15 protein-coding genes and 1 pseudogene are annotated in these 19,093 nt (G+C 69.3%); 6 read left to right on the forward strand and 10 right to left on the reverse strand.

Annotated features, from left to right (window positions below; translation table 11 throughout):
• Positions 1–92: 92 nt before the first annotated feature.
• Together ABZ893_RS22960 and ABZ893_RS22965 are read right to left on the reverse strand one after the other, a co-directional pair.
• A complete protein-coding gene (locus ABZ893_RS22960) occupies positions 93–485 on the reverse strand; it encodes an NUDIX hydrolase (protein WP_361406802.1) in 393 nt (130 codons plus the stop codon).
• A 116-nt stretch (positions 486–601) separates the two neighbouring features.
• Positions 602–733: pseudogene (locus ABZ893_RS22965) on the reverse strand (hypothetical protein); the annotation flags it as partial.
• 121 nt (positions 734–854) lie between these two features.
• Here ABZ893_RS22965 and ABZ893_RS22970 point away from each other — a divergent pair.
• A complete protein-coding gene (locus ABZ893_RS22970) occupies positions 855–1,508 on the forward strand; it encodes a GntR family transcriptional regulator (protein WP_361406804.1) in 654 nt (217 codons plus the stop codon).
• Positions 1,509–1,630: 122 nt separating this feature from the next.
• Here ABZ893_RS22970 and ABZ893_RS22975 read toward each other — a convergent pair whose 3' ends face one another.
• The 4 genes from ABZ893_RS22975 to ABZ893_RS22990 are packed head-to-tail and all read right to left on the reverse strand — an operon-like array spanning position 1,631 to position 6,936.
• Entirely contained in the window at positions 1,631–2,953 is a 1,323-nt protein-coding gene (locus ABZ893_RS22975) for a cytosine permease (protein ID WP_361406806.1), read from the reverse strand.
• Between the two features lie 31 nt (positions 2,954–2,984).
• Positions 2,985–4,427: a DUF1116 domain-containing protein gene (locus tag ABZ893_RS22980; RefSeq protein WP_361406808.1), complete on the reverse strand. Its 1,443-nt coding sequence runs from the start codon at positions 4,425–4,427 to the stop codon at positions 2,985–2,987.
• Positions 4,424–5,971, reverse strand: coding sequence for an acyl-CoA synthetase FdrA (gene fdrA / locus ABZ893_RS22985; RefSeq protein WP_361406810.1), 1,548 nt, complete (start codon positions 5,969–5,971; stop codon positions 4,424–4,426). Before fdrA ends, ABZ893_RS22980 begins: the two co-directional genes overlap by 4 nt.
• Entirely contained in the window at positions 5,968–6,936 is a 969-nt protein-coding gene (locus tag ABZ893_RS22990) for a DUF2877 domain-containing protein (RefSeq protein WP_361406812.1), read from the reverse strand. Before ABZ893_RS22990 ends, fdrA begins: the two co-directional genes overlap by 4 nt.
• Before the next feature lie 82 nt (positions 6,937–7,018).
• On the opposite strand from ABZ893_RS22990, the gene ABZ893_RS22995 reads away from it, so the two are divergent.
• Complete coding sequence (locus ABZ893_RS22995) at positions 7,019–7,948, forward strand: carbamate kinase (RefSeq protein ID WP_361406814.1); 930 nt, start codon at positions 7,019–7,021, stop codon at positions 7,946–7,948.
• A gap of 292 nt (positions 7,949–8,240) precedes the next feature.
• Here the strand turns inward: ABZ893_RS22995 and ABZ893_RS23000 are convergent, their stop codons facing one another.
• Complete coding sequence (locus ABZ893_RS23000) at positions 8,241–9,791, reverse strand: MFS transporter (protein ID WP_361406816.1); 1,551 nt, start codon at positions 9,789–9,791, stop codon at positions 8,241–8,243.
• A 297-nt stretch (positions 9,792–10,088) separates the two neighbouring features.
• On the opposite strand from ABZ893_RS23000, the gene ABZ893_RS23005 reads away from it, so the two are divergent.
• The 3 genes from ABZ893_RS23005 (at position 10,089) to ABZ893_RS23015 (ending at position 13,814) form a co-directional block, all read left to right on the forward strand.
• Positions 10,089–11,579 (forward strand): NCS1 family nucleobase:cation symporter-1, encoded by a 1,491-nt coding sequence (locus tag ABZ893_RS23005; protein WP_361406818.1) that lies wholly within the window; start codon positions 10,089–10,091, stop codon positions 11,577–11,579.
• A gap of 54 nt (positions 11,580–11,633) precedes the next feature.
• The gene (locus ABZ893_RS23010) at positions 11,634–12,374 is read left to right on the forward strand and encodes an aspartate/glutamate racemase family protein (protein ID WP_361406820.1); all 741 of its coding nucleotides are present in this window, start codon (positions 11,634–11,636) and stop codon (positions 12,372–12,374) included.
• 282 nt (positions 12,375–12,656) lie between these two features.
• Positions 12,657–13,814, forward strand: a complete 1,158-nt coding sequence (locus tag ABZ893_RS23015) for an aromatic acid exporter family protein (protein WP_361407257.1) — start codon at positions 12,657–12,659, stop codon at positions 13,812–13,814.
• A 10-nt stretch (positions 13,815–13,824) separates the two neighbouring features.
• On the opposite strand, the gene ABZ893_RS23020 is transcribed toward ABZ893_RS23015, so the two are convergent.
• From ABZ893_RS23020 to ABZ893_RS23030, 3 genes are all read right to left on the reverse strand, one after another.
• Entirely contained in the window at positions 13,825–15,126 is a 1,302-nt protein-coding gene (locus tag ABZ893_RS23020) for a wax ester/triacylglycerol synthase domain-containing protein (RefSeq protein WP_361406822.1), read from the reverse strand.
• An 83-nt stretch (positions 15,127–15,209) separates the two neighbouring features.
• Positions 15,210–16,481, reverse strand: coding sequence for a glycosyltransferase (locus ABZ893_RS23025; protein WP_361406824.1), 1,272 nt, complete (start codon positions 16,479–16,481; stop codon positions 15,210–15,212).
• Between the two features lie 55 nt (positions 16,482–16,536).
• A complete protein-coding gene (locus ABZ893_RS23030) occupies positions 16,537–17,466 on the reverse strand; it encodes an alpha/beta hydrolase (RefSeq protein WP_361407259.1) in 930 nt (309 codons plus the stop codon).
• 385 nt (positions 17,467–17,851) lie between these two features.
• On the opposite strand from ABZ893_RS23030, the gene ABZ893_RS23035 reads away from it, so the two are divergent.
• Positions 17,852–18,937 carry a DUF2993 domain-containing protein gene (locus tag ABZ893_RS23035; RefSeq protein WP_361406826.1) on the forward strand — a complete coding sequence of 362 codons (1,086 nt, stop codon included), beginning with the start codon at positions 17,852–17,854 and terminating at the stop codon, positions 18,935–18,937.
• Positions 18,938–19,093: the final 156 nt, after the last annotated feature.

Consider the following 19,093-nt stretch of genomic DNA (forward strand, 5'->3'; position numbering starts at 1 on the left):
TCGTTCAGGGCACAAGTCGACCGAGCAAACCTCCTCGGTAGGCTAGGTGCCCCGCCCGACGCCCGCCACTCGGCGCCGTTGCACCGGCGCGCTCACACCGACGTATGGCCTTTCAGGTAGTTCATTACGGCCGGAGGCAGCTCGGTGGCGGTCCTGACGGCTTCCGCGAGCGACACCCAGTGGATCTGCTCCCGGGCGAGGTGTGCCCCGTCCGACGGGTCCTCCGTCAGCAGCTGGCACACGACCGACGCCGCTCGCACCTCGGTGCCCTGCGCCGTCCGCCGTTCCAGCGTCGACGAACCGTCGACCAGATAGCCGGTGAGCTCGTAGACCAGGCGCGCCGCGCAGGCCTCGGCCGACTCGGCGGGCTGTGGAAGGCCGGACGGCAGGGCCGTGCCGCCGTTCTCCTGCCCCACCAACAACAGGCGTCCGTTGTGGATGACCACCGCCTGCACCCGGCCCTGGGCCGTCTGCTCCAGCGTCATGCCCCCACCGCCCTCTCCTCTTGTCAAACGCCCCGCCCGCACGCCGGGCCATGCGTTCATACCCGGGGACGGTCGTTTCACGCGGTCGGCGGGCAGCCGGAGTCGCTCTTGGTGTGTTGCTCGGTCTGGTCCATCGGGTCGTTGCAGAGGTCGGCGACTCTGGTGTGGACGCGCAGTACGGTCTGGGTGAGCGACAACTCGTAGTCGCACGGCCTGAGTTCGTCGTCCACGAAGCCGCCGGACAGCGTCGTCGCTGACCGGGCTCAGCCACAGCGGGTCGGCCTGGCCGATGGCCTCGTCGCCTGCGGCCCGGATTTGGTCGTCCGGGGGCCTATCTACCGGCCGGTCACGCAGTGCGAGAATGGCCCCATGGCAGGGGATGAGACTTTTGAACCCGAGTCGGAGCGGGTGACGCGCACGCTGCGCGATCAGATTCTCGACGGGGTACGCGCGCCGGGCAGCAAGCTCGTGGAGCGCGAACTGGCGGCGGAGCTCGGGGTGAGCCGGCTGCCCGTCCGCGACGCCCTCAAGGATCTCGTGAACGAGGGACTGGTCACTCCGCGTCCGCGGAGCTGGGCCGTGGTCCGCGAGTTCACCGCCTCCGACATCGAGGACCTCGACGAGGTCAAGGCGGTACTCGAGACACTGGCGTTCCGGCTGGCCGCCCAGCGGCGCACCCGGGCGGGACTCGCGCGGCTGCGCGCGGACCTGGACGCCGAGCTGACGGCGGCGGCCAAGGGGGAGGCCGTCCCGGCGCGGAGGGCCGCGGCCGACTTCCACGAGACGGTGACGGCGCTCGCCGACAACGAGCTCCTCAGCGAGCTGGGCCGCACGCTGAGGAGCCGGATGCGCTGGCTCCTCGGCCAGCACGACGACATCGCCGGCGTCGCCAAGGAGCACGAGGAGCTCTACGAGGCGATCGAGGCCAGGGACGTGCCCAGGGTCGATGAGCTGGCCCAGAAGCACCTGGCGACGGGACGCAGCGAGGCCGCCGCACACCGGAAGCGGGGGCCCGAGGAGTAGACGCCGCTCTCCTCGCGCACCGGCAAGGCGCTACGCGCGTCGCGACGTGATCGCAGAGGGGCCGGGAAACATGAAGGAGCCCCCTCCCGCCAGGCGGGAGGGGGCTCCTTCATGTTTATGCGTTACGACGTAGCCGTCGCGCTCTTCGCCGTCACACTTTCGAAGACGACGTAGGCGATCAGAGCGACCACGAGGCCGCTGACCGCGTCGGAGAACTGCGGCGCGAACCAGTGGACGAGTCCACCGGCCGCCGCGCCGACCGCCCACGCGGCGAACGCGGTGGGACGCACCTTCGAGGCGGCCCGGCCCTCGAGCTTGCCCCGCAGGACGACCTGGTCGGCGATCAGCACACCACCGAGCGGCGGAACGAAGACGCTGAGGACGACCAGCCAGTCGAGGAAGTGGTTCCAGACGCCGGCCAGCGCGGCGACCGTGCCGATGGCACCCAGGATGATCGTCATGATGCGCATCTTGGAGCCGGTCAGGTGCGACCAGCTGAGCGCACCGTTGTAGAGGCAGTGGCTGCAGACCGACCCGAGGTTCACGAACACGAAGATCGCGGCGAGAACCTGGAGCACGGCACCGTGACCGCTGGTGAGGATCGGCAGGAAGTTACCGCCCACCGTCTGGGCCGAGGCGATGGCGCCGGCCGCGACGATGACACCACCGGTGATCTGGGCGACGAGGCTGGCTATCGGGAACGCGGTGGCGGTCGCGATGACCGCCTCCTTGCCGTTCTTGGACCAGCGGGTGAAGTCGGCCGTCATCGTGCCGGAGTCGGCGAAGGTCGCCATGATGAGCGAGACCGCCGCACCGAAGGTGATGGCGGCACCGCCACCGACACCCTTGTAGCTGAACACCGCGCCGAGGTCGTGGTCCCGGGCGACGATCACCAGGGCGATGATGCCGACCAGGATGAACAGCGGGGCCGCGATCGCGCCCAGCCACGACAGGGCACGGATGCCCAGGAACGTGATGCCGATGAAGACGACACCGGCGATCGCCGCGACGAGCTGCTCCTGCCAGCCGAACGCCTGGTGGAGCGTGGCTCCGGTGGCTCCGGTGTTGAACGCGAACCACCCGACGACGACGGTCGCGAGGAAGCCCGCGGCCACCACGTAACCGACCTTGCCGAACGTCTTCGTCGCCTGCAGCGAGAAGCTCTCACCGGTGCTGCCCGCGCGGTGGCTGAGCAGACCGACGTAGACGAGCATCACGAGGTTGGCGGCGAGGATGGCGGCGAGTCCGTGCCAGAAGCCCATCAGCGCCACGACGACCCCGCCGGGGACGGCGTTGGTCAGGATCATGGGGAATCCGAACCACACTGCGGACACGGTGAGGAGGGACTTGCGGTGCTCCTGCGGAACAGCAGTGTGCTCGAACTCCGGGTCCAGCTCATGGCTGGCCTGTACCGGCTCCGCCACGGCGGGGTCCTGTCTGGTCATTGTTGGGTCTCCTGAAGGAACCTGGGCGCCGTCAGGCGACCGTGTTGGCGAGAGCGACCGCGGCCTTGGCGAAGGCCTCGGCCGGCGGGTGGGTGATACCGGCGCCGATCATGCCGATGCCCGCGTCCTTGTGGGCGATGGCGGTGTTGATGATCGGCAGGATGCCGGTGGCGAGGACCTTGCGGACGTCGATACCGGTGGGCAGGCCCTGGAAGTTGAGGGCCGGGATCGTCACGTTCGGGTTCTGCGCCGTCGTGATCTCACCCATGTCACGGGTGTAGCCCATGGCCTCCTGCACGGTGCCGCCGACGAGGGCGACGATCGCGGGCGCGGCCGACATCGCGAAGCCACCGAAGCCGTAGGTCTCGGTGATGGCGCTGTCGCCGATGTCGAGACCGGAGTCCTCGGGCTTGTAACCGGCGAACATCGGGCCGACGACCTTCTGCGCCGGGCCGGTGAACCACTGGCCGGGCAGACCGGCGACGCGGACACCGAAGTCGACGCCGTTACGGGCCATGGTCGTGACGATGGTCGAGTTCTCCACGCCGTTGGCGGCGTCGAGGGCGGCCTTGGCCACGGCCATCCAGGTCGGACCGGAGAAGTAGTCGGAGGACGCGACGAAGTCGAAGACCTCCTTCTTCTGCTCGGTCGTGAAGGACGACTGGAGCATGCCCGGGGCGAGCGCCTGGAAGAGGAGCAGCGTGCCGGCGCCGTTGCGGTTGTGGCACTCGTCGCCCATGTGGATGGCCTGCGAGAGCAGCAGACGCAGGTCGATCGGGCCGGTGAACTCGACGGCTTCCTTCAGCATGGGGCCGAAGACGTCGCGCATCCAGATCAGGCGGTCGACGACGCTCTGGTCGTTCGCACCCATCCGCAGGATCTTGGCCATCTGCTCGGACAGGTTGGTGTACGCGATGTTGCCGTGCGTCTCGTTCTTGACGATGTGCACGTACATCGACGCGGAGGTGACACCGGCCATCGAGCCGACCGAGTCCGCCTCGTGACAGGGCTTGAAGGTGATCTGGCCGGAGGCGGCGACCTCGGCGGCCTCGTCCAGGTCCTTGGCCAGGCCCTCGAAGACGATGGCACCGGTGACGGCACCCTTCATCGGGCCGTTCATCCGGTCCCAGGTGATGGGCGGGCCGGAGTGCAGGATCGTGGTCGCCGTCATGCCGGGCACCACGTCCAGGGCACGGCCGAAGCCGATGAGCATCGGACGGGCGGCCAGGATGCGCTCGACGGCCTCGGCGTTGGCGGCCTCGATCTTCTCGGCGACACCCGGTACCTCGAGCGCGTCGAGCGCGGCGAGGGCCTTCGCGTCACCGCCGGCCGGCGGCGCCCAGTCGAGGGTGGTCACCTGCGCACCCTGCGCGCTGATGTCACGGTCGAACATGGCGAGGCCGACGTTGACCACGCTCAGATCGCTGCCGAACAGCGCGGCGGCGGGCGTCAGTTCGGTGTTCTCGGTGCTCATGCCTGTGCCTTCTTCGCGATCTCACGGGCGAACTGGCCCGTCTCGGTGGAGCTGAGGGTGACGGTGACGCCGGCGGCGCGCAGGGCGTCGGTCTGGGCGACGACCGAGGGGGTGTCCAGGTCGGTGCCGAGGACGTAGGCGATGACCTCCAGGTGGCGGCCGGCCTCCTCGGCGATGCGCTGGGCCTCCTGGATGGCGGGCAGCGTCGTGCCGACCGGGTCCTCGTGGGAGCCGAAGCCGAGGACGAAGTCCATGACGATGGCGGCGACCTCGGGGTCCTTCGCCTCCTCGACGATGCGGCCGATGCGCAGGGCCGGGTCGATCATCGGGTGCGGACGACCGTTGGTGAAGTCGTCGTCGCCGAAGTCGAGGAAGGTGTGACCGCGCGAGGGGGCGCCGGCCGGGAGGCGGAAGTCCGCCTTCTTCTGGATGTTGGACCAGACGTCGAGACCGGCGTCGCGCACGGCGTACATGGTCTCGTCGCACAGGGTGCCACCGCAGAACAGGCCGCGGACGTACTTCTGGCCATCGGCGAGGCGGGCGACGACGGCGTCGGCAGCGGCCTCGGCGTCGAAGTCCTCGGCGGCGGACGGCGCGCCACCGGCGAGCTCGACGGCCTTGCGGGCGGCCTGGAGGCTGCCTGCGGCGAAGTGACCGCCGGCGGCGGTGACCGCCTCCTCGGAGCCGTCGATGAACCAGACGACGACGGGCTTGCCCGCGGCGGTGACCTCGGCGAGAACCTTCTTCTCGACGGAGGGGGCCGGCGGCTTGGAGACGAGGACGATGACGTCGGTGGCCGGGTCCGCGGCGAGCGCGCGGATGCCGTCGACCATCATGATGCCGCCGACCTGCTCGGACAGGTCACGGCCGCCCGTGCCGATGAGCTGGGAGACGCCGCCGCCGAGCGCGTGCACGCGGACGGAGACTTCCTGCGAGCCGGTGCCGGACGCGGCGACGATGCCGACGTTGCCGGGGCGCACCTTGTTGCCGAAGCACAGGGCGACGTTGTTGATGATCGCGGTGCCGCAGTCCGGGCCCATCATGAACAGGCCCTTGCTGTGGGCGAGTTGCTTGAGGGCGATCTCTTCCTCGACCGGGACGTTGTCGCTGAAGACCATGACGTGCAGGCCGTTCTCCAGCGCCTTGCGGGCCTCGCGGCCGGCGTAGGCGCCGTTGACCGCGATGATCGCGAGGTTGGAGTCGGGGTTGCCGGTCGCGGCGCTGTCGATCGTGCGGTACGTGACCGCGCCCTCACCGCTCGACGCGGGGGCCTTCTGGACCAGGAGCTCCTCGACCTCCTTCAGTAGCTCCTCGTTGTCGGCGCCCTCTTCCGCGTCGACGACGATCATGAGGTCGCCGGTGCCCGCGGCCTCGAGATCCGCCGTGAGGAGGCCGAGGCTGCCCAGCACGCCCTTGTTCATCTCGGTGCCCATGGCGACGAACGCCTGCTGCACGCCGGGCAGTTGGTTCGCCCGGGTCGAGATGGACATCAGCGATACCGAGTCGAAGTAGGTGTTCTTCTTGACGACTGCTGTGATGCTCACAGCGAACCTCGCAGTTCTTTCTCCAGGCGAAGCCCGGTCACGAGACCGGACAAGATGTCGGTGCCGGACGTGTGGCCGATGGCCAGCACGTTCCGTACCGGGATGCGAAGGGCTTGCGTAACCCGTGCCCCGTTATATCCGGAGGTGCGGGACAGCATGTGCACCAGGTCGAGGACAGGAGCGCGGGCTCTTCCCCGCAGTGCTTCCTCCAGTGTTACGGCACTCAGCCGTGTGGTGCGTCCGGCGTGCTCGCGCAGAACCTGCGCCAGCACCCGCCCGAGCGGGGTGAGCCCGCTGCCGGGTAGGGCGGACAAGAGAGCGGGCGCTGTAAGGAAATCGTCGCCTGCGGGCGTCAGTCCGGGGCCGAGTCCGAGAAGCGCGAGGATCGCGTGACGTATGCCGGATTCATCCGCGGATGTGACAGATCCCACGAATTTCTCGCGCCCGTCGGCCAGTGCCCGGGTGACGGCAACTTCCATGGGGGACGCGGCGGGTGAGGGGCCGAGCATCCCGCCCGGCGACCCGTGTTCCCGCACCAGCTCGTCGAGCGCGTCGGCCGCCACGGAGAGGTCGGCGGGGCCGAGAGCGGCGAGCGACGGGAGAATGGGATGCCATTCCTCGGCGCCCGCCACCTGTATGCGTGTGGGTGTCCCGGGCGCGCCGAGCGCGATGGCCTCCGGCGTGAACTCCACTGACTGGCCCGCCGAGATGGCGCGGTCCGACCAGTGCTCCACGTCGATGACGAGGGTGCGTGGCGCGTTGTCACTGCCGCGCGCGGAGAGGGAAATGAGCATGTCATCCGGCATGAGTATGTTGACGGTGCGACGGAAGACACCTTCCACCACACCCTGCCCGTGGAACGTGCGCAGGTGTGCCAGCAACGCGGCATCGCCCGAGCGTGCGCACAGTGTGCCAGTGGTACCCGTGGATGTCACTGCAACCTCCTCTCCTTCTACTGTGTACACCGAGCCGTCGATTCCCTTTGACGTGCGCTTACTGGTATACCATTTGACTATAGGAAGCGAACAAGTCTGTGGAGGGAATCTGATGCGCATCGTCGCGGCTCTCGGAGGCAACGCGTTGGCCCGGCGGGGGGAGCCGATGACGGCCGACCACCTGCGCGCGAACGTGCGGGCCACCTGTGAGGCTCTTGCTGGTCTCGCTCGTGAGCACGAGCTCGTCATCACGCACGGCAACGGACCGCAGGTCGGTCTGCTGGCACTGCAGAACCTCGCCTACCAGGATGTGGCGGCCTACCCGCTGGACATCCTCGGCGCCGAGACGCAGGGCATGATCGGTTACGTCATCCAGCAGGAGCTCTCCAACGCTCTCGCCGGTGAGCGCGAGGTGGCGGCCATCGTCACCACGACCGAGGTCGACGAGGCGGACCCCGCCTTCGACCGCCCCACCAAGCTCATCGGCCCCACCTACTCCGCCCAGGACGCCGCCGAGGCCGCGTCGGAGTACCGGTGGACCATCGCCCGTGACGGCGCCGCCTTCCGGCGTGTGGTCCCGTCGCCCGCCCCGAAGCGCATCGTGCAGTCGCCGCTCGTGAGCGAGCTGCTCGAGAACGGCAAGCTCGTCGTCTGCGTCGGTGGCGGTGGCGTGCCCGTCAAGATCGACAGCCGGGGCCACCAGATCGGTATGCAGGCCGTCGTCGACAAGGACGCCGCCAGCGCGACCCTCGCGGCCGAGCTGAAGGCCGACGTCCTGCTCATGCTCACCGACGGCGACTTCGTCAGTGAGAACTGGGGCACCCCGGAGCAGCGGGACATCCTGACCGCGTCCCCGGAGGGCATCTCCGAGCTGTCCTTCGCCGAGGGCTCCATGAAGCCGAAGGTCGAGTCCGCGGTGAAGTTCGCCAAGTCCGGCGGCAGCGCGCTCATCGGCCCGCTGGACCGGATCGACGACCTCATCGCCCGCCGCGTGGGCACCGAGATCCGCAACGACGTCCCCGAGGGCATCGTCTGGGTCTGACGTGACCCGGTCGGGTAGGCCTCGGCCGACCCGATGAACACTCTGGCCGCACCCGCCGAATTCCTCGACTTTCAATGGTCGAGGGTCCTGGATCCCTTGGATTCATCGGACTCAATTCGGCGGGTGCGGCCTTTTCCATGCCGCTATACCGCGTTTGTGTGCACGGCCCAAATTCAATGGGGACTTCTGCAATAGGTGAGCACGGGAAGTATTTGCGCACGCATAGAATGCACAAAGAAGGGGCCCGAGAGGCCCCTTCTACGTGTGATGCGCCCTTTTGGGGCGGGATTTCCTACTGCTGGAGGGGCTCCCGGAGCGCCATGTCAGGGCCCGACGACTGCGGCCGCGACGGCTCCGTCCCCGGGCGCTCACCGGCGCGGACCGGCGGCTCGGTGGACAGGTCGGGGCGGGGCGACTTCGGGGTGCGGGGGCCGGCCAGTGTGGCCGTACCGACGGCCGCCGCCAGGAGGACGACCAGCGGGACCCAGATCGCCGTGGCGAAGCCGTGCAGGGTGGCGGCCCGCGCACTGCCGCCGAACGTGGCGGCGGCGCTCGCGGCGACCGTGTTGAAGACGGCGGACCCGATGGAGCCGCCCATCTGCTGGGCCGAGTTCACCGTCGCCGAGGCGATGCCCGAGTCCTGGGCCGGCACGTCGGACGTGGCGCCCGTCATGATGGCCAGGAAGCTGCCGCCCATGCCGACGCTGAACGTGACGAGCGCGGGCAGGACGTTAGCGGCGTACGTCGAGTCGGAGTCCAGGAGCGTGAGCTGGAACAGGCCGCAGGCGGCGATGGTCAGGCCTGCCGTCATCATCACGCGCGGGCCGAGCCGGGGCAGCAGACGCGTGCCGAGCTGCGTGGCGGTCGTGGTGGTGACGAGGCTGATGGGCAGGAAGCCCAGACCGCTCGCGATCGCGGACCAGCCGAGCACGGTCTGCAGGTAGTAGGTGAGGTACAGCGCCACGGACAGCTGGCCCGCCATCAACGAGGCACCGGCCAGCAGCGCGGCGACGCGGCGCCGGTCGCGTACCAGGCGGGGCGGCAGCAGCGGGGACGCGGCGCGGGTCTGCCACCAGGCGAACGCCGTGAGGAGGACCGCGCCGCCGAGCAGCGTGCCGAGCACGGCGGGGGACGTCCAGCCCAGGGCCTCGGCCTGGCTGCACCCGTACACCAGCGTCGTCAGGCCGCCGCAGCCGAGGATCGCGCCGGCGATGTCGATGCGGCCTGCGAGGCGCTGCGTGAGGTCCCGGGGCGTCCAGGCCGTGCCCAGCAGGGTGAGGAGGGCGATGGGTACGTTCACGAGCAGACACCAGCGCCAGCCGAACCACTGCGTGAGCAGTCCGCCGAGGACGACGCCGAGCGAGGCGCCGGCGCCGCCGAGCGCGCCGAAGACGGCGATGGCCTTACGGCGCTCGCGCGGGTCGGTGAAGGTCGTGGCCACGAGGGCGAGCGCGGAGGCCGCCAGAAGGGCGGCGAAGGCGCCCTGGACGGCTCGGGCGGCGAAGAGGGTCTGCGCGGTGGGCGCGAAGCCGGCCGCCGCGGAGGCGACCGCGAAGCCCACCAGGCCGGCGGCGAAGGTGCGCTTGCGGCCCGCCTTGTCGGCGATGCGCCCGGCGAGGAGGAGGAGTCCTCCGAAGGCGACTGTGTAGGAAGTCACCACCCATGGACGGTCACCCACGGCCATGTGCAGTTGAGACTGCATGGAGGGCATCGCCACGTTCACGATGGTGCTGTCGAGCAGGATCATCAGCTGGGCGAGGCCGAGGACGCACAGCGCCCACCAGCGCCGTGGATCCGGGAGTTGCTCCTGAGGGGTTCGGGATGTTGGGGAAGACGCTGGCATGTACTTTTTGTATACCAAAGTTAGGCTGAACGTAAAGGTCAGGTCCAGGGGATGGACGTACTGGCAGTAATGGCATACAGAAGCTTGACTCGTCGGTAGCTCCCGTGTTGGCCTGAGTGTCGGTTTCGCCCGCGTGCGTGGGCAAATTTGCCCACGCAATGAATGCCGCATGAACACGAGGTGGCCCGGGTGTTGTCAAAATTTCAATTCACCTATTGACCGCCTGCCTACCCACCCGTAATCTCACTTTCCGAAAAGAGGAAGTGTTATTCCGCAATACGGAAAGCCGGGTGTGCCATGGCCGCCGTGCACGAAAAGCAATCTCTTGACGCGGTCGACGCGGGCCCGCGGACCAGTCCCGCGCTGTACAGCCCCGACCTCGCCCCCACCAAGAAGGAAGGGCGCAAGTGGGGCGCCTACAGCGTCTTCACCCTCTGGGGCAACGACGTCCACAGTCTTGGTAACTACGCCTTCGCGATCGGGCTCTTCGCGCTCGGCATGAGCGTCTGGAGCATCCTGGCGGCCTTCGTCATCGCCTCGGTGCTGCTGTTCCTGCTCCTGACCCTCTCCGGGTACATGGGGAGCAAGACGGGTGTCCCGTTCCCCGTCATGAGCCGCATCTCCTTCGGCATCAAGGGCGCGCAGATACCGGCCATCGTGCGCGGTGTCGTGGCCATCGCCTGGTTCGGCATCCAGACGTACCTCGCGTCGTCCGTGCTCGGAGCCCTGGCCAAGGTGCTCTTCCCCGGACTCCGCTCGCTCGACGAGAACTCGTTCCTCGGACTCTCCACCCTGGGCTGGGCGACGTTCCTCACCCTCTGGGTCGTCCAGGTCGTCATCGTCAGCTACGGCATGGAGCTCATCCGCAAGTACATGGAGTTCGCCGCTCCGACCATCCTCATCACGATGACCGCCCTGGCCATCTGGATGTTCGTCCGCGCCGGCGGCTCGATCGCCATCTCGACCGGCCACGCCCCGAGCGGCTTCGGCATGTGGCGCCAGATCTTCGAGAGCGCCGCCCTCTGGGTCGTCATCTACGGCACGTTCGTGCTCAACTTCTGTGACTTCACCCGCTCCGCCAAGAGCAACCGCTCCATCGTCCGCGGCAACCTCATCGGCATCCCGGTGAACATGCTGTACTTCGCCGTCATCGTGGTCGTGCTCAGCGGCGCCCAGTTCAAGCTCGACGGCAAGGTCATCACGGGTCCCGAGGACATCGTCCGGTCGATCCCCAACACGTACCTGATGGCAGCCGCCTCGCTCGCCTTCATCACCCTCACCATCGCGGTGAACCTCATGGCGAACTTCGTGGCGCCCATCTACGCCCTGGTCAACCTGTTCCCGCGCAAGCTCAACTTCCGCCGCGCCGGCATCGTGAGCGCGTCCATCGGCCTGGTCATCCTGCCGTGGAACCTCTACGACAACCCCACCGTGGTCAACTACTTCCTCGGCGGCCTCGGAGCCCTGCTCGGCCCGATCTTCGGTGTCGTCATGGCCGACTACTGGATGGTCCGCCGCACCAAGGTCAACGTGCCCGACCTCTACACCGACGAGCGTGACGGCGAGTACTTCTACCAGCGCGGATTCAACCTGCGGGCCATCGGCGCCTTCGTCCCCGCCGCGGCCGTGGCCGTCGTCGTCGCCCTGGTCCCCGCCTTCAAGTCCATGTCCGGCTTCTCCTGGTTCATCGGCGCGGCCCTCTCCGCCGTGATCTACCTGATCGCGGCCGACCGCAAGAAGCAGACCCTGGACGTGGACGGCGAAGCGATCGCCGTCGCCGCCGCCTGACCCACCGCACCACATCGGCCCCCACGCCGACCCTCAGCAAGGAACAATGCACAAATGCGTATCCTCGTCGTGAACGTCAACACCACCGCCTCGATGACCGAGAGCATCGGCGCGCAGGCCGCCTCCGTGGCCTCCCCCGGAACGGAGATCGTTCCCCTGACCCCGCCGTTCGGCGCGGAGTCCGTGGAGGGCAACTACGAGAGCTACCTCGCGGCCATCGCCGTGATGGAAGCGGTCCGCGCCTACCCGCACCCCTTCGACGCGGTCATCCAGGCCGGTTACGGCGAGCACGGCCGCGAGGGCCTCCAGGAGCTCCTGGACGTCCCGGTCGTCGACATCACGGAAGCCGCCGCCAGCACCGCCCAGTTCCTCGGCCACCGCTACTCCGTGGTCACCACCCTGGACCGGGCCGTGCCCCTCATCGAGGACCGGCTCAAGCTCGCGGGCCTCACCGACCGCTGCGCCTCTGTGCGCGCCAGCGGCATGTCCGTGCTCGAGCTGGAGAGCAACGAGGAAGCCGCGGTCGAGGCGATCGTGGAGCAGGCGGCCCTGGCCGTCGAGCAGGACAAGGCCGAGGTCATCTGCCTGGGCTGCGGCGGCATGGCCGGCCTCACCGAGCAGGTCGTGAAGCGCACGGGCGTCCCCGTCGTGGACGGCGTCGCGGCGGCCGTGACCATCGCCGAGTCCCTCGTTCGCCTCGGCCTCACCACCTCGAAGGTCCGCACGTACGCGACCCCGCGCCCCAAGAAGATCCGCAACTGGCCCCCGGCCAACCTGACGGACGGCGAGGCGTAAGTCCCACGCCCGCCGGTTCCAGGAATCGGCAGACGTCTCGGGCCGTGCGTCCGGGTGTGCGGGAGCACCCCGGGCGCACGGCCTTTTCTTCTGCCATGACCCGTGCGGACTACGCGCCGGGAAGCAGCCGCCGGATCGGGGAAGGGACGGAGGGTGCCTCTGGGATCCGAGCGGCTGAGCGAGCTGCTGAGCCGGGTGCCCGATGTCAGCCTGCGGGCTCTGGACCGGGTGCCCGGCGGCAGCGTGCTCGTGAAGGGCCTGCGGAACCCGGTCGTCGTCCAGATGCTGCGGGCCACCGCCGCGGCGACCATCGCCTACGTCATCGCGCTCCGCCTCAGCCGCGAGCCCGCCCCGCTCACCGCGCCCCTCACGGCACTCCTGGTCGTACAGGTGACCCTGTACGCGACCGTGAAGGTGAGCATCCGCCGTATCAACGCCGTGGTCGTCGGGGTGTTCATCGCCATCGCGTTCAGCGCGCTCGTGGGGCTGAGCTGGTGGAGTCTCGCGCTGATCATCCTGGCCTCGCTCACCATCGGCCCCTACGTCCGCGCCAACGAGTTCGTGCCCGAGGTCGCGATCAGCGCGATGCTCGTCCTCGGCGTCACCCGGGTGGCGGCAAGCGCCTGGGACCGCGTACTCGAAACGCTCATCGGCGCCCTGACCGGCCTCGCGTTCAACCTGTTCTTCGCGCCTCCCGTGTGGGTGGACACGGCGGGCGACGCGCTGCAGGACCTGGCCCGGCGGATGCGACAGCTGCTGCTCGACCTCGGCGACCAGCTCGTGGACCCGACGCCGTGGCCGCTCGCCGCGGAACGGCTGCACGAGGCCCGCCGCCTCGACCAGGACATCGCCGAGGTCGACGTCTCCCTCCGCCAGGCCGAGGACAGCCTCCGGCTCAACCCGCGCGTAAAGGAAGGACGGCTGCACCGCGTCGTCCTGCGCACCGGCCTCGACACCCTGGAGATCTGCACCGTCGTCCTGCGCGTCCTCGCCCGCACTCTGACGGACCTGGCCAAACAGCGCGAGGAGGAGTGGCTCCTCGAACCCGAGGTGTCCCTCGCGATGCGTGAACTGCTCGGCCGCGTCGCGGACGCGGTCATCAGCTTCGCCGTCCTCGTCGCCACCGGCACCAGCGAGGAGTCGGAACGGGCCGAGGAACACCTGGTGAGCAATCTCGCAGCGGCTGGGGTCCAGCGCGAACGGGTGGCGCGACTACTCGTGGACTCCCTCCGGGAGGACCCCAGCCACTGGCAGCTGCAAGGCGCCCTGCTCACCGAGATCGACCGCATCCTCGCCGAACTCGACACCGAACACCGCTCGCAGCGCCTGATGGAGGAACTGGACCGCAACAGCCAGCAACTGCACGACCGCTTTCCGGCTCTCGCCGGGCTGCGGAGCTGGGCGCGCAGGCACCGGCCCCGGGTACGCGGTCGCCGCTGAGCTACATGTCTCAGACGGACAGCTTGCGGATCTCGTCGTGGATGTGGGCGACGAGCGGTTGTGCCAGATGGCGATGGGTGTGGTCGGTGATCGCCGTGACGACCGATCCGCCGGCGTGCCGCATGAACGTGAGCGCGAGAGGGTGGCCGGGACCGAGCGGAGGAAGCCCCGCCATCGCGGTCAGCCGTGCGCGGCCGAGCGTGAGCTCACCCGCGTGTGTGGCCACGCTGCTGCACAGCAGGGAGAAGTAGCGCGGTGAGTCGACGTAGTGGCTCATCGCGCTGCCCAGGGCGGTCACCTTGCGCGGCTGCGACGCGACCATGGTGGCCTGGGCGCGCGCCCTGGCCCCGATCGCGCCCTGCCTGATGAAGGCGTCGACGGCGGCGAGCCGCGCCCGCGCCTCCCGCTGGGTGGGGAGCGGAACGCGCACGGTCGCGTAATGGTTGCCGAGCAGCTCCCTCTCCTCGTCGGTGCGTACGTCGACGGGGACCAGGGCGCACACTCCCGGCAGGTACGGGAAGCGGCCGGTGAGGCCCAGGGTGCGCAGGGCTCCGGAAGCGGAGGCGAGGAAGACGGCGTTGGCGGAGGCCCGAGAGGCGGGTCCGGAGGTGACGTAGTGGGGCGGCTTGCGCGCGGCCTCCAGGTCCTCGCTCGGTACGTGCCGGAAGGCGATGACGCGCTGCGGGTCCACGTCGCCATGGAAGGGCAGGGTCCGCGCCTTGGGGATTAAGTCGCCCAGATTCCAGGCGAGTTGACGGGCGCGTGAGGACGAGGCCGCGGGCGGCGGGACGGTCGCTTGGCGGTGCGCGTCCGCGGTTTCGTCGAACAGGGCGCGGAGCACGGTGGCGATGGACCGGCCGTCGAGGAGGGCATGGTGCGCGCGCAGCAGGAGGACGAAACCGTCGGCGGACGGGACGAGATGCAGGTGCCACAGTGGGCGACGGTCGTCGAGCGGTGCGGTGAACAGGGTGGCGATGTGTCCCTCAAGGCCGGGGGCCGGGACGTGGGGGCTTTCGCTGATGTGGTGGTCCGCGTCGAACTCCGGGCCGGTCGACCACTGGGGCCAGCTGTCGGAGTCGGGTACGTGGGGCATCTGACTCAGCCGCTGGTAGGGCGCGAGGCGCTTGCGGGCGAGGGCGCGCAGCGCGGCCAGGGTGGGAGGCGGGCCCTCGAACCAGGTGAGCAGCGCGCCGGTCATGTTGGAACCGCCCTCGCTCTGCTGACGATGCAGCCAGGCGTCCAGGGGAGGCATGGCGGTGACGGTCGACTCTGCCGGGGGTGCGGTGAGGTGTGGCGTCGCGGACTGGGTCACGAGGTTTCCTCAAGTCGATGGTCGATGGTTGATGTGTGTTGTCACGTGTGGGTGGGGGCTTACGGCAATTGGTATCCGCGTACTCACGCGAGCCGGGCGACCGCCTGGGCCACGGCGCCGGCACCGTCCTCGCGGGCCAGGCGCGCCGCCGCCGCCGTGGCGTTCCGGGCCAGCCCGTGAGCCCGCACGGTCCGCGTGAGCGCGTCGGCCAGCCGTGCCGCCGTCAGCTCCGTGCAGGGCAGTGCTCCCGCGCTGACCCCGAGCTGTCCGAGCCGGGCGGCCCACCAGGGCTGATCGGTCATCACCGGTACCGGCACCGCCGGTACGCCGGCTCGCAGCCCGGCCGCGGTGGTGCCGGCGCCCGCGTGGTGGACGACTGCGGCGGTCTGCGGCATCAGCCAGCCGTGCGGCACTTCACCGACCGTGATGACGTCGTCGTCGACCACGGAGAGCCCCGCCCAGCCCGACTGGACCACTCCTCGCAGCCCTGCGCGCCGCAGCGCCTGCGCAGCGATCTGCCCGAGCTGCTCGGGATCGCCGGGCATCATGCTGCCGAAGCCGATGAGGACCGGGGGAGGACCTGCCACGAGGAAGTCCGTTACCAGCGTGGGTGGTTGATAGTTCGGGCACTCGTGCGGCCACCAGTAACCGGGCACGTGCAGTCCCGGTCGCCAGTCCGACGGGCGGGGGACGACCCAGGGACTGTAGCCGTGCCAGATGGGCCACTGCTCGCGCTCACGCGCTGCTCGCAGCCGATGGCCGCTGCGGTGGGTGATGCCCAGGCGCTCGTGGGTGGCGCGGTGGGCCGTGCGGTAGAGCGTGTCGAAGAGCAGGTTCGCGGTGTGACCGCGCAAGCGGTTGGTGCGGGCCGGGCCGCGCCAGGCCGTCGTACAGGGCGAGAACTCGACGGTGGGAACGTCGGGTTGGAGGAAGACGCCCATGCTGGGGATGCCGTGATGGCGCGCGACGGCCGAGCCGATCGGGGCCGCGATCGTCGACAGAAGGATGACGTCGGCCTTCGGATCCACCGCCGTGAGCACGTCGTCGACCAGCGACAGCATGGCCTGCTCGGTGTCCCGGGCCAGTGACCGTAACGACCCGAGCGCCCGAACCGCGCCCGACGGGCGCGACGGAGACACGGCCGCTGCGGTGAGATGGGTGTGCGCGCCGATCAGCGCCTCGAAGGGGTCGGCCTGCAGCGGTTTCATGCGGAGGCCGCAACACTCCACCAGCGGGGCGAACTTGGCGTGCGTGACCAGCTCGACGTCGTGGCCCTCGGCGAGCAGCCGGTGCGCGAGACCGGTGTACGGGGCTACCGATCCGGTCGTGCCCACCGTGATGACTTGGATCCGCATCGAGTGGAGCTCTCCTGTGGGATGTCGGACGGGTCTGTGTGTGGGGGGACGGCTCTCAGGGTGTGACGCAGAGCCGGGACGTGCGCTCGACCTCGCGGCAATAGGCGAGCTGGTCCAGGGGCTCGCCCATCAGGAAGTGCGTGATCAGACCGGCGAGTTCGACCGGACGCTCCAGCGGAAGCATGTGGTCGGCGTCGGCCACCCGCGTGAACCAGCTGTCGGAGCACGTGGCAGCCAGCTCCCGGCACAGGTCAGGCGTCGTGAACGCGTCGTGCTCACCGGTGGTGACCAGCACCGGCATGGCCGGGGGCCGGCTGGTGTCGAGCATCTCGTGCCGGAGCAGGCGCATCGTATTGGCGAGGTGCTTCTCGACGTCCTCGTCACTGAGGTTGAGCAACCGGCGCACCAGGAACCGGCGTACGCGCGCGCCCGCGGCGACGGAGTCGATCCGGTCTGCGTTGACCATGAACGCGACGGTCTCCTGCGCGAACTCCTCCCTGCGCCCCTCGGCCAGCAGGTCCAGGGTTCTGCGCATGGCGACGCGGGCGTGTCCGGGAATGGACGTCATCGTGCCCACCAGCACCATTTTCTCGACCAGTTCGGGCCGCCGCTGCGCGAGCCGGTACGCGATCGCCGTACCGTACGAGCCGCCCACGAGATGGACCGAGGACAGACCCACCTCGTCGATCATGTGCGCCAGGGCGTCCGCGAGGAAGTCGGCGCCGTGCCGGTCCGGAAGGACGTTCCCCGCACCCCAGCCCGGCAGATCGACGGTGAAGACGTCGGCGTGGGCGAGCAGCTCACGCTCCAGACGCCCCCAGCTCTCCTTGGTCTGGAACGCGCCGCCGACCAGCACCAGGGGCGCCATGCGCGGGGAGGCCGCCGGCACCAGACGTGACTCGCAGCGGTAGCCCTCCCACTCATGGCGGGACACGACGGCGGCGGAACGGGTACGGGTGTTCGGGGCGGCCAGTACGGGATCCATCAGAGACACGGAGCGTTGACCTCCGCCCTATGAATTGCCGTAGCGCAGCAAGGGATCGACTCTGATGATGTCCTGACATAAACGTACATTGACATGCCATCAAGGTAGCGCCCGATAGAAACAATAGGTTCCATTCGCTGGAAATTTGCTGAACCATGACGGGTTGCCGGGTGAGCGGGCGCGGCGCGGCGGGCACGGGAGGCGGGTTGTGCGAGGTGGGAGGTGTCGTCAACTCCCGTATCGTTGGCAGACACTCTGAACTTCGGCCGTCAACCGTGCTTTACGCATGGGGAGTTGGGGCGGTTCGTCCGGCGGGCGCGGGAATGTGACAGCTGTTCTGGAGGCCGGCTTGGATCCGGCCCTCACCATGTGATCGCATGTGCGGATGCAATCGAACGAACCTTCCGTGGACGACACCGCGCAGATCCCGGCGACCGAGGACGCGGCGAGCGCGAGCGCGGACGAGGGAAAGAGCCAGGAGCCGAGCCCGAGCCAGGGCGAGACTCAGGGTCAGGACAAGACTCAGGACCAGAAAGCCCGCCCCAAGAGCCGTCGCCGCGTCATCGTCCGCCGGACCGCGAAGACGGTCGTCGGCCTCGGCGTCGTACTCGCCTTCCTGGCCCTCGGTGACCGTTGGGCCGTGCTCTACGCCGAGAACGTCGCGGCGAGCGAGGCGCAGAAGGCCCTGCACCTGCGTGCCGCGCCCGAAGTGCACATCGACGGCTTCCCCTTCGTGGCGACGGCCCTCACCGGCGACCTCGACCACGTCGAGGTGAACATCCCCGACATCTCCGCCGGGCCCGTCTCCGTCGCGCAGGTCAAGGCGAACGTGGACGACATCCACATCGACGGCCTCCCCACCTCGGTCAAGGGCGTGGTCCTGGGCAAGGTGCGCGGCGACGTGTTCCTCGACTTCGAGGACCTGAACCGTGAAGTCGGCGCCTCACAGATCCACTTGACCCCCGGCCGCGAGAAGAACACCGTGGACGCCCGCGGTGACATCCCGGTGGGCGGTACGCAGATGCAGGTCCGGGCGCGCGGCGAGGTGCAGCGCGTCGGCGACCGTGGTGTGGCGCTGACCGTGTCCGGCACCCGCCTGGTGATTCCCGGTGTCCTCACGTACACCCCGGGCAAGGGCGGCGGGCTCCAGCTGGCCGCGCCGGCCGCCGGCAAGGTGGACGAGGGCGACTTCAAGCAGACGACCGGGCAGCGTCTCGTACCGGGCCGGATGATGAAGGGCAAGGTGCTGGACACGCTGATCGACCACCCGGCACTGCTGAAGCCCGCCGGTATCGATCCGTCGCTGCTCAAGGGCCTGCAGAAGACGCAGGAGCCGAAGGTCGCCGAGGCGATGGAGTTCTCGGCCGAGCTGCCGAAGGACATGCCGGGCGACCTGGGCCTGCGTGACATCAGTGTCCGCAAGGACGGCATCGCCGTGCAGCTGACGGGCACCGACGTCCCCGTGGGTTAGTGCTTCGGCCGCCCGCCGCGTCCGGGCTCGGGTGTGCGTGTGGCGCCCGGGCGCGGGCGGGGGCGGCCTGCTGACGCCTCGTCCGGGCGGTCGTGTGCGGATCAGGAAGACCAGTGCCGCTGATCTTCCTGAGAGCCCGTCCTGCTAGCGTCTGCA

The organism is Streptomyces sp. NPDC046821 (genome assembly GCF_040645335.1).
Lineage (GTDB): Bacteria > Actinomycetota > Actinomycetes > Streptomycetales > Streptomycetaceae > Streptomyces.

What these genes read in the sequence shown, in the direction of transcription:
- ABZ893_RS22960 (WP_361406802.1), bottom strand. Translation starts at nt 485, where the DNA reads ATGACGCTGGAGCAGACGGCCCAGGGCCGGGTGCAGGCGGTGGTCATC.
- ABZ893_RS22970 (WP_361406804.1), top strand. Translation starts at nt 855, where the DNA reads ATGGCAGGGGATGAGACTTTTGAACCCGAGTCGGAGCGGGTGACGCGC.
- ABZ893_RS22975 (WP_361406806.1), bottom strand. Translation starts at nt 2,953, where the DNA reads ATGACCAGACAGGACCCCGCCGTGGCGGAGCCGGTACAGGCCAGCCAT.
- ABZ893_RS22980 (WP_361406808.1), bottom strand. Translation starts at nt 4,427, where the DNA reads ATGAGCACCGAGAACACCGAACTGACGCCCGCCGCCGCGCTGTTCGGC.
- ABZ893_RS22995 (WP_361406814.1), top strand. Translation starts at nt 7,019, where the DNA reads ATGCGCATCGTCGCGGCTCTCGGAGGCAACGCGTTGGCCCGGCGGGGG.
- ABZ893_RS23000 (WP_361406816.1), bottom strand. Translation starts at nt 9,791, where the DNA reads ATGCCAGCGTCTTCCCCAACATCCCGAACCCCTCAGGAGCAACTCCCG.
- ABZ893_RS23005 (WP_361406818.1), top strand. Translation starts at nt 10,089, where the DNA reads ATGGCCGCCGTGCACGAAAAGCAATCTCTTGACGCGGTCGACGCGGGC.
- ABZ893_RS23010 (WP_361406820.1), top strand. Translation starts at nt 11,634, where the DNA reads ATGCGTATCCTCGTCGTGAACGTCAACACCACCGCCTCGATGACCGAG.
- ABZ893_RS23015 (WP_361407257.1), top strand. Translation starts at nt 12,657, where the DNA reads ATGCTGCGGGCCACCGCCGCGGCGACCATCGCCTACGTCATCGCGCTC.
- ABZ893_RS23025 (WP_361406824.1), bottom strand. Translation starts at nt 16,481, where the DNA reads ATGCGGATCCAAGTCATCACGGTGGGCACGACCGGATCGGTAGCCCCG.
- ABZ893_RS23030 (WP_361407259.1), bottom strand. Translation starts at nt 17,466, where the DNA reads ATGGATCCCGTACTGGCCGCCCCGAACACCCGTACCCGTTCCGCCGCC.
- ABZ893_RS23035 (WP_361406826.1), top strand. Translation starts at nt 17,852, where the DNA reads ATGCAATCGAACGAACCTTCCGTGGACGACACCGCGCAGATCCCGGCG.